Annotated in this window: 11 protein-coding genes; 5 read left to right on the plus strand and 6 right to left on the minus strand. The window is 44.7% G+C overall.

The features are described 5' to 3' along the window. Positions 1 to 30: 30 nt before the first annotated feature. The 3 genes from ilvB (at position 31) to ilvC (ending at position 3,478) form a co-directional block, all read left to right on the plus strand. Positions 31 to 1,728: a biosynthetic-type acetolactate synthase large subunit gene (gene ilvB, locus ACTCNA_RS10515; protein ID WP_462947871.1), complete on the plus strand. Its 1,698-nt coding sequence runs from the start codon at positions 31 to 33 to the stop codon at positions 1,726 to 1,728. Between the two features lie 45 nt (positions 1,729 to 1,773). Continuing rightward, a complete protein-coding gene (ilvN, locus tag ACTCNA_RS10520) occupies positions 1,774 to 2,316 on the plus strand; it encodes an acetolactate synthase small subunit (protein ID WP_462947872.1) in 543 nt (180 codons plus the stop codon). 115 nt (positions 2,317 to 2,431) lie between these two features. Continuing rightward, the gene (gene ilvC / locus ACTCNA_RS10525) at positions 2,432 to 3,478 is read left to right on the plus strand and encodes a ketol-acid reductoisomerase (RefSeq protein WP_462947873.1); all 1,047 of its coding nucleotides are present in this window, start codon (positions 2,432 to 2,434) and stop codon (positions 3,476 to 3,478) included. Between the two features lie 109 nt (positions 3,479 to 3,587). Here ilvC and ACTCNA_RS10530 read toward each other — a convergent pair whose 3' ends face one another. From ACTCNA_RS10530 to ACTCNA_RS10555, 6 genes are all read right to left on the minus strand, one after another. Then, positions 3,588 to 5,027: an NAD(P)(+) transhydrogenase (Re/Si-specific) subunit beta gene (locus ACTCNA_RS10530; RefSeq protein ID WP_462947874.1), complete on the minus strand. Its 1,440-nt coding sequence runs from the start codon at positions 5,025 to 5,027 to the stop codon at positions 3,588 to 3,590. 6 nt (positions 5,028 to 5,033) lie between these two features. Then, positions 5,034 to 5,348 carry an NAD(P) transhydrogenase subunit alpha part 2 gene (locus tag ACTCNA_RS10535; RefSeq protein WP_462947875.1) on the minus strand — a complete coding sequence of 105 codons (315 nt, stop codon included), beginning with the start codon at positions 5,346 to 5,348 and terminating at the stop codon, positions 5,034 to 5,036. An 11-nt stretch (positions 5,349 to 5,359) separates the two neighbouring features. Beyond that, positions 5,360 to 6,289 (minus strand): NAD(P) transhydrogenase subunit alpha, encoded by a 930-nt coding sequence (locus ACTCNA_RS10540; protein ID WP_462947876.1) that lies wholly within the window; start codon positions 6,287 to 6,289, stop codon positions 5,360 to 5,362. A gap of 32 nt (positions 6,290 to 6,321) precedes the next feature. Next, positions 6,322 to 6,495 (minus strand): hypothetical protein, encoded by a 174-nt coding sequence (locus ACTCNA_RS10545; protein ID WP_462947877.1) that lies wholly within the window; start codon positions 6,493 to 6,495, stop codon positions 6,322 to 6,324. Between the two features lie 170 nt (positions 6,496 to 6,665). Continuing rightward, a complete protein-coding gene (locus ACTCNA_RS10550; protein ID WP_462947878.1) occupies positions 6,666 to 6,890 on the minus strand; it encodes a VF530 family protein in 225 nt (74 codons plus the stop codon). A 121-nt stretch (positions 6,891 to 7,011) separates the two neighbouring features. Then, positions 7,012 to 8,058: a M20 family metallo-hydrolase gene (locus tag ACTCNA_RS10555; RefSeq protein ID WP_462947879.1), complete on the minus strand. Its 1,047-nt coding sequence runs from the start codon at positions 8,056 to 8,058 to the stop codon at positions 7,012 to 7,014. 93 nt (positions 8,059 to 8,151) lie between these two features. On the opposite strand from ACTCNA_RS10555, the gene ACTCNA_RS10560 reads away from it, so the two are divergent. Next, the gene (locus tag ACTCNA_RS10560) at positions 8,152 to 8,448 is read left to right on the plus strand and encodes an ArsR/SmtB family transcription factor (RefSeq protein WP_462947880.1); all 297 of its coding nucleotides are present in this window, start codon (positions 8,152 to 8,154) and stop codon (positions 8,446 to 8,448) included. A gap of 196 nt (positions 8,449 to 8,644) precedes the next feature. Next, the coding region (locus tag ACTCNA_RS10565; protein WP_462947881.1) for a DUF362 domain-containing protein at positions 8,645 to 9,454 on the plus strand (810 nt) is incomplete at its 3' end.

Consider the following 9,454-nt stretch of genomic DNA (forward strand, 5'->3'; position numbering starts at 1 on the left):
AAAAGATACAAACAGTTAAAAATTCAGAATATGACAACAAAAAAAGTTACCGGTTCACAAGCCGTAATCCTTTCGTTACTGGAAGAAGAGGTTGATACCATTTTTGGTTATCCGGGCGGTGCCATTATGCCCGTTTATGATGCCCTGTACGATCACAACGACCATGTGAAACACATTTTGACACGCCACGAGCAGGGAGCCATTCATGCTGCCGAAGGGTATGCACGGGTTACCGGGAAACCCGGTGTATGTTTTGCCACTTCAGGCCCGGGAGCAACCAACCTCATTACCGGCATTGCCAATGCCATGCTCGACTCCGTGCCGCTGGTCTGTATCATTGGCCAGGTGGCCTCGCCACTGCTGGGAACCGACGCATTTCAGGAATCGGACGTGGTAGGTATTTCAATGCCTGTTACCAAATGGAATTACCAGATTACGACTCCCGAAGAAATTCCTGAAACCATTGCACGGGCTTTTTACATTGCCAGCTCAGGAAGACCGGGACCGGTACTCATTGACATAACCAAAGATGCCCAGTTTGGCGAACTTGATTACGAGTATAAAAAATGCACTAAAATCAGAAGTTATTTGCCTGAACAGCCCATCAATAAATTCAAAATTAAAGAAGCTGCCGACATAATCGACAATGCCGAACGCCCGTTACTTCTGTTCGGGCAGGGCGTAATAATTGGCCGGGCAGAAGAGGAACTGAAGGCTTTTGTGGAGAAAACAGGAATCCCTGCGGCATGGACACTCCTCGGCCTGTCGGCATTGCCCACTGACCATCCGCTGAATGTGGGAATGCTGGGAATGCATGGAAATTACGGTCCTAACCAACTGACCAACCATGCCGATGTGATTATTGCTGTTGGCATGCGTTTCGATGACAGGGTAACCGGAAAAGTCAGTTCTTATGCTACCGAGGCCAAAGTTATTCACCTTGAAATTGATCCGGCAGAAATTCATAAAATAATCAAGGCCGACGTGCCGATTCTGGGCAACTCGAAAAAATCGTTGAAACTCCTTACCGAACAGGTAAAAGAAAACAGGCACGATGAATGGCTCGCCCGTTTCAGGGAGTGCGACAAAACCGAACAGGAGAAAATTATTCAGAAAGAATTATTCCCCGAAAAACCAGGCCTCACAATGGGCGAGGTGGTGCGCATTGCAGGAGACAAAACAAATCATGAAGCAGTGTTGGTTACCGACGTTGGTCAGCACCAGATGGTTGCTTCGCGCTATTTCAAATTCAGGCACCCCCGCAGCAATGTCACTTCCGGCGGACTGGGAACCATGGGATTTGGCTTACCCGCGGCAATGGGAGCTCAAATTGGCGCACCCGACCGAAAAGTCATTGCATTTATCGGCGACGGCGGTTTTCAAATGACCATTCAGGAACTGGGAACCATTGCCCAGAATAAACTCCCGGTAAAAATTGTGGTGCTGAACAATAATTTCCTGGGCATGGTGCGCCAGTGGCAGCAACTGTTTTTCGAAAAAAGGTACTCATTCACCGAGCTGCAAAACCCTGATTTTATTACCATTGCAAAAGGTTTTGGCATTGATGCCCATAAGGTGGAAGCGAGGGATGACCTTGAAAGCAGCATCCAAACAATGATTGACCACCCGGGGCCTTACATGCTCGAAGTGGTAATTGAAAAAGAAGACAATGTATTTCCGATGGTTCCATCCGGCGCATCAGTATCCGATATAATGCTCGAACCGTAGTAAAACAATAAGACAAAGGATTAAAATCAATAAAAAAGAAATAAAATGAAACAGGAATATATAATAACGGTTTATTCTGAAAACCACATTGGGATGCTCTCGCGGATTACTCTGGTTTTCACACGCCGAAAAATCAACATCGACAGCTTAACAGTCTCAGAATCAGCAATAGAAGGAATTTTCAAATTCACCATTGTTATTAAATCTACTCCTGATTTAATTGTGAAAGTGGTTGGACAGATTGAAAAACAGATTGATGTACTGAAAGCATTTTATAATACCAACGATGAAATGATTTACCAGGAAATTGCGCTCTACAAAGTAGCTACCGAAGCACTTTACGAAAACGACACCATTGAAAAAATTGTACGAAATGCCGGGGCCCGCATACTCGAAATTACACGGGAATACACGGTGATTGAAAAAACAGGACACAAAACCGAAACGCAGGAATTATTCTTTGAGCTGAACAAATTTAAAGTGATGCAGTTTATTCGTTCGGGAAGAGTGGCACTAACACGCGATCCCATTGAGCGCTTATCCGAATTCCTGAAAGAACGTGATGCGGTGCTCGAGCAAATAGATTAATTTCATCTTAACAAAGCCAATGAATATCAATTCAGAATAAAAAATGAATAAAAAATGATAAATTTGTATCAATATTAAACAGAAATATTAAAATTATAACAACAATACAAAAATTATGGCACAAATAGATTTTGGCGGAGTAACAGAAAAAGTCGTTCTCCGCAAAGAATTTCCAATGGAAAAAGCACGCGAAGTGCTGAAAGATGAAACAATAGCAATTATTGGATATGGAGTTCAGGGACCTGCCCAGGCCTTAAACATGAAAGACAATGGTTTTAAAGTAATAATTGGCCAGGCACCCGAATTTAAAGATGATTGGGACAAGGCAGTGCGCGACGGATTTATTCCGGGCGAAACGCTTTTCCCGGTTGAGGAAGCTGCAAAAAAGGGAACAGTTATTCAGTATTTGGTTTCGGATGCCGCACAGCGCATTTTGTGGCCAAAACTTGAGCCGTGCTTGAATGAAGGCGACGCGCTCTATTTTTCACATGGATTTTCAATTACCTACAAAGAACAAACCGGTGTTATTCCGCCCAAAAATGTGGATGTGATTTTGGTTGCCCCGAAAGGTTCAGGAGCCAGTGTCCGCACTAACTTTCTTGCAGGAAATGGAATCAACTCAAGTTATGCTGTTTTTCAGGATTTCACCGGCCGTGCCGAGGAACGTACTCTGGCACTGGGAATTGCCATCGGATCAGGCTATTTATTCCCCACAACCTTTGAGAACGAAGTGTTTTCTGACCTCACCGGGGAACGTGGCGTGCTGATGGGCGCACTTGCCGGAATAATTGAAGCCCAGTACAAAGTATTGCGCGATAACGGGCACAGTCCTTCAGAGGCATTTAATGAAACAGTAGAAGAACTGACCCAGAGCCTTATCCGCCTGGTTGATGAGAACGGTATGGACTGGATGTATGCCAACTGTAGCGCAACAGCCCAACGCGGCGCTCTTGACTGGCGGCATAAGTTCCGCGAAGCTACCCTGCCTGTTTTTAACGATTTGTATGAAAGTGTAAAATCGGGAGTCGAAACAAAACGGGTACTTGATTCTACCAGCAGCAACGATTATAAAACAAAACTTAATGCCGAATTGAACGAGATGCATGAATCGGAACTCTGGCAAACAGGTGCTGCTGTTCGTAAACTCCGCCCGGGGAAATAATATCGATTAGTGTTAAATTTTGTAGTTAAAATGGTATAATATTGCTTTTATAGCACACAAAAATACCTGCTCAAGAAAATGAGCAGGTATTTTTATTTTCATTATTAATCTACATGTTTTTTATTTCGTTTACCAGTTTGGTAATTGAATTTTTGGCATCGCCAAACAACATACGGGTTTTATCATTGAAGAACAATTGGTTCTCAATTCCGGCATAACCTTTACCCATTCCGCGTTTCATAATGATGATGTTTTTGGCTTCGTGGGCGTTTATAATAGGCATTCCGTAAATCGGGCTTGACGGATCGTCGTATGCCGCAGGGTTCACCACATCGTTGGCACCTACCACAATGGCCACATCCACGTTGGGCATATCCGGGTTGATGTCATCCATTTCAACTAACTTTTCATAAGGAACATCGGCTTCGGCCAGCAACACGTTCATGTGCCCCGGCATTCTTCCGGCAACAGGGTGAATGGCATATTTCACCTCCACACCTTTTCCTTCGAGCAGAGTGTCCAGTTCGTGGGCAATGTGCTGTGCCTGTGCAACTGCCAGTCCGTAACCGGGAATCACCACAATTTTTCGTGAATAGCTCATCAAAACAGCGGCATCGCTCAGGGTAATTTCTTTAATATTTCCCTGTTCGCGTTCAGCGGCTGCGCCACCTCCGCCAAAGGCACCGATAATAACATTTATGAGCGAGCGGTTCATTGCTTTACACATCAGTATGGTAAGTATCATACCGGCTGCGCCTACCAGTATCCCACCCAGAATCATTGCCTGGTTGTTGTAGATAAAACCGGCCATGGCTGCGGCAATACCGGTAAATGCGTTCAATAATGAAATTACCACCGGCATGTCGGCACCGCCAATGGGCATTACAAACATGACACCGTAAACAAGCGAGATGGCCGTTAATGCATAAATAGCCCAAAGCATTTCAGCAGGCGGGTTGGGCGAAAGAATTATGAAAACTCCCAATGCAATGGTTACTACCAATAAAACCAGGTTCAGATAAGTCATAAATGGTTTCATTATGTCCCCCACGCGGCCGTCGAGCTTTCCGAAAGCGATTAAACTACCACTAAAAGCGATTGCTCCGATGATTAACCCCAGAACTGTAACCAGTATGGAGCCGACATCACCTGCCGCTGCGGCCGGGTACTCCAGCAGTGCAACCAGCATGGAAGCGCCGCCACCTGTAGCATTGTAAATTGAAACCAGCTGGGGCATTGCAGTCATTTTTACTTTGCGGGCAACCATCCACCCAATGGCAGCACCAACTCCGATGGCTGCAAAAATAATCCAGATATTGGTTAACGAAATTCCTTCGCCATCACTGTTGCGGTGTAACAACAATGTAGTAATCATTGCCAGCCCCATACCTCCGGCAGCCCAAAGATTTCCGCGTCGGGCAGTTTCGGGGTGCGAAAGCATTTTCAGCCCCACCACAAATAGAAGGGCGGCAATCAGGTAGCTCAGTTCGAGCAGGGTGTCGCCTACCGTAAATTCTGTTCCGTTTATTACTTCTAAAACTTTATCCATGACTTCCTACTTTTTTTTCTTTTTAAACATTTCGAGCATCCTGTCGGTAACGGCAAAACCGCCCACCACGTTAAGGGTTCCGAACATGAGCGCCAGTATTCCCAGCACCAGTTCAAGTGAGAACCGGGAAAGATCGGCGTGACCAACCAGGATAATACCTCCGATAATAATTACCCCACTGATGGCATTGGCTCCCGACATGAGCGGGGTGTGCAATACCGCGGGCACATTGGAAATCACTTCAATACCCAGGAAAATGGATAAAGCGATAATAAAAATGGATTCCTTGTTTTCCAGGAAAAAAATCAGTACTTGTTCCATATCTGGTTTTTTTATTTGTTTTCTATAACTGATTTAACGCGTTCGTTGTACAATTCACCTTCATTGGTAATGCAGGTGCCTTTTACAATATCATCGTCAAAATTGAGGTTGAGCGCCCCTTCTTCGCCAATGATAAGTTTTAAGAAATTCAGCACATTTTTACCAAACATGCGGCTGGCATCCACCGGCATTTGCGACGGATAGTTCGATTCACCAACAATTGTCACCCCCTTGTGCTGAATTGTTTTATCGTTTTCGGTGAGTTCGCAGTTGCCACCTGTTGAGGCTGCAAGATCGATAATTACCGACCCCGGCTTCATGGTTTCAACGGTTTCTTTTGAAATGAGCACCGGTGCTTTTTTGCCGGGGATTTGTGCGGTACAAATAATCACATTTGCTTTGGCAGCATGGTCATTAACAGCCTGCTGCTGTTTCTTTTTGTATTCCCCGGTTTGCTCTACTGCGTAACCGCCGGCATCTTTGTCCTCGGTGGCACCTTCCACTTCCACAAATTTTCCTCCGAGGCTCATCACCTCTTCTTTCACTGCCGAGCGCACATCGAATACCTGCACCTGGGCACCCAGTTTCCGCGATGTGGCAATGGCCTGTAACCCGGCAACTCCCGCGCCCAAAATCAGCACATTGGCCGGACGAATGGTTCCGGCAGCCGTCATAAACATCGGGAAAAAAGTGGGAAGTTTCATGGCTCCCTCGAGCACTGCTTTGTAACCGGCCACGGTTGCCATCGACGATAATATGTCCATGGCCTGGGCACGTGTGGTGCGCGGAATGGAATCGAGGCTGAAAGTGGTAATTCCTTTTTCAAGAAAAGTTTTTACCAGTTCGGTTTCCCAAAGCGGGTTAAAAGCGCTAATCCACACCTGGTTTTTCCCGATTTTTTTGATATCCTCAGCAACCGGAGGCTGAATCTGTAAAAGCACATCCGATTTTTCGAAAACCTCTTTCCGCGAAACTACTTTTGCGCCGGCCCGGCGTTCTCGTAATCGGCATCGGTAGCCAGGGCATTTGCACCTGCATCCTGCTCTACCCAAACCTCCACTTTCAGATCGGAAAGGCCCTGAACAGTTTCAGGGAGCAAAGCTACGCGGTTTTCATTGCTTTGTTCTTTTAATAATCCAAGAATCATATTTTGTTTGATTTAGATGAATTTGCCCGCAAATTTAATAATTATTATTTACCGTTAACGTTAACGGGAAAGTTTTTTATTCAGAAATTATTTAATTTATCAACAATAAGTACTTGATTGATTAACAACTGAAAGCTACACTTTGAACCATGCAAAAATTATTCAAATTTTCAGGCTTCTGATTTTCGAATGGTTTCGAGATAAAGTTCTTCCACTTTTTGGCGTGCCCACGGCGTGCGGCGTAAAAACTTTAAGCTCGATTTTATGCTGGGATCGTTACGGAAACAGTTGATACGGATTCGGTTGCCCAACTCCTCCCAGCCATAAAAACTAACGAGGTAAACAACAATGGCCTCGAGTGTTTTACCGTGAAGCGGATTATTGGGTTGTGACATATTATTAAATTGAAAAATTGTCAAATTGTGAAATTGATTTCTTTGCCTACTGCCATTTGCCAATTGCATTTTTGCTATTTTTTTTGGTTCACTGCCAACTGTTTGTTGCCTGTTACCTGCTTTAAACCTTAAGTCCTTCAAGCAGTTTAATGTATAAATCAATTCCGGCCAGTATTTCACTTTTATAAATAAATTCGTCAGCCGAATGCGAGCGCGCCGAATCGCCCGGTCCCATTTTCACCGAGGGAAATGGAATAATTGCCTGATCCGAAGTGGTAGGTGAACCGTAAACCTTAATCCCCAATTCTTGTGCTTTGCGGGCAAACGGATGACTTAAACTCACGCCCGAGGAATTCAATCTGAAAGAGCGGGGTTTTACTTCGGAACTGATTAATTCTTTAATAATTTTTGCTGCTTTTTTGTTCGGGTAATGTTCGTTGGTGCGCACATCCACCACAAAATGGCAAACATCGGGCACCACGTTATGCTGCGTACCTGCCTCGATTTGAGTAACACTCATCTTAACCTCTCCCAGCACTTCCGATATTTTTTCAAATTTAAAATCCCTGATTTTCTGAATATCATCCAGCGCCTTGTAGAGTGCGTTTTCGCCTTCTTCGCGGGCAGCATGACCCGATCTCCCGTGAGCAAAACAATCGAGTACCAGCAGCCCTTTTTCGGCAATGGCCAGTTCCATGCGGGTAGGTTCGCCCACTATTGAAAAATTCACAAGTGCAATTTCAGGTAGTGTTATTTCCAGCCCGTGCCTGCCCGAAATTTCTTCTTCGGCAGTGGCGGCAAAAACCAGGTTGTAAGGTAAATCCGCGCGTTCATAAAAATGAATAAAAACAGCCAGCAGTGCAACCAACGGGCCGCCGGCATCGTTGCTGCCGAGCCCGTAAAGTTTGTCTCCCTCATCAATAGCCTTAAACGGATCAAGTTTATATCCTTTTGCCGGCCGCACCGTATCGATGTGCGAATTCAGCAAAATTACGGGTTTCCCGGGTTTGTTATGCTTATTAAAAGCCCAGGTATTGTTTTGCCGGGTTTTATAAGGAATATTTTCTTTATCCAGAAAATGCCGGATTATCGCAGCAGCTTTCGCTTCTTCTTTACTGAACGACGGGGTTGCGATAAGATTTCTGAGCAGGTCAATATATTTCTCCATTACCATTAAAAAATTCGAAGGTGCAAAATTGGTAAAAAAACCGGAATTAACTCAAAAGTAATTTGTGTTATATTTGTTGTCAAATTAAAAAGCATGTCATCAGAATTTTTTTCCAGTGAACAAAAACAGCTGGCCAGGTTTGCAAGAGCGCTGGGTCACCCGGTCCGGATTTATATTATGGAACTGCTGTCGAAACAGTCGTGCTGTTACAGCGGCGATCTTTCGGAAGACCTGCCCATTGCCAAATCCACCCTTTCGCAACATTTAAAAGAGCTGAAAAGTGCCGGTTTAATCCAGGGCGAAATTGAAGCACCGAAAATTAAGTACTGCGTGAACACGGAGAACTGGGAAAAAGCCAGGAGCCTTTTTAAAATTCTGCTGAAAATCTGAATCAACACACGGCAGAAACTACAAATTATTTGGGTTACAGCATCAAAATAAAAAACCTGCCCAAATCATAATTCAGGATAATGGCACACCAATAACACAAAAATAACTACCAAATATCCCACATTTTTCTTAATTTTGTATGAATTTATTACGAACATTAGCCCGTACTGAAAAAAACAATAAAAACCCGATTATCATGAAAAGAAGAGATTTTCTTGTTACAGGAACTGTACTTGGAGTAGGCGGAACATTGCTGCCCAATTTTGGAGGACTTAATGCCATAGGGCTACCGGCCAATAATGGGGAATACGATTTGGCTGCCGTAAGGGGTGGTGAAGTTACTGCTATGTATGACAAGGCAATGGAAGCACTTGGAGGAATTGAAAGTTTTGTTAAAACCGGGCAAAAAGTTCTGGTAAAACCAAATATTGGCTGGGACGCACCTCCGGAAAGGGCAGCCAATACCAACCCGCAGCTGGTGGCACATATCATAAAAGACTGTTTGAGAGCCGGTGCTTCCGAGGTGGTGGTATTCGATCATACCTGTGACCAGGGTGACAGGTGTTACCAAAACAGTGGAATAGAAAAAGCTGCACGTGATGCCGGCGCAAGGGTGGTTACCGGAAGCAACGAATCATTCTATCAGGAAGTTTCAGTTTCGGGCGGCAAAAGCTTAAAAACTACAAAAATACACCAGGAACTGGCCAGCGCCGATGTATTTATTAATGTTCCCATACTGAAACATCATAGCTCAACCATAGTAACCCTCTCCATGAAAAACCTGATGGGAGTGGTATGGGACCGCAGGTATTATCATGCCAACGACCTCAGCCAATGCATTGCCGATTTTCTTACCTACCGCAAACCCGACCTCAATATTGTGGATGGTTACCGTATGCTGACCCGTAACGGCCCCAAAGGAGTTTCTGAAGATGATGTTGCCGATTTGAAAGCTCTTATTGCCGGGAAGGACATTGTAGCTGTTGATTCTGCTGCTACTCTGATG

The organism is Tangfeifania sp., assembly GCF_055108615.1.

Bases quoted from the DNA above. Each gene is read 5' to 3' on its own strand.
- ilvC (WP_462947873.1), top strand. From the start codon at position 2,432: ATGGCACAAATAGATTTTGGCGGAGTAACAGAAAAAGTCGTTCTCCGC.
- ACTCNA_RS10530 (WP_462947874.1), bottom strand. From the start codon at position 5,027: ATGGATAAAGTTTTAGAAGTAATAAACGGAACAGAATTTACGGTAGGC.
- ACTCNA_RS10550 (WP_462947878.1), bottom strand. From the start codon at position 6,890: ATGTCACAACCCAATAATCCGCTTCACGGTAAAACACTCGAGGCCATT.
- ACTCNA_RS10560 (WP_462947880.1), top strand. From the start codon at position 8,152: ATGTCATCAGAATTTTTTTCCAGTGAACAAAAACAGCTGGCCAGGTTT.
- ilvB (WP_462947871.1), top strand. From the start codon at position 31: ATGACAACAAAAAAAGTTACCGGTTCACAAGCCGTAATCCTTTCGTTA.
- ilvN (WP_462947872.1), top strand. From the start codon at position 1,774: ATGAAACAGGAATATATAATAACGGTTTATTCTGAAAACCACATTGGG.
- ACTCNA_RS10555 (WP_462947879.1), bottom strand. From the start codon at position 8,058: ATGGAGAAATATATTGACCTGCTCAGAAATCTTATCGCAACCCCGTCG.
- ACTCNA_RS10535 (WP_462947875.1), bottom strand. From the start codon at position 5,348: ATGGAACAAGTACTGATTTTTTTCCTGGAAAACAAGGAATCCATTTTT.
- ACTCNA_RS10545 (WP_462947877.1), bottom strand. From the start codon at position 6,495: ATGATTCTTGGATTATTAAAAGAACAAAGCAATGAAAACCGCGTAGCT.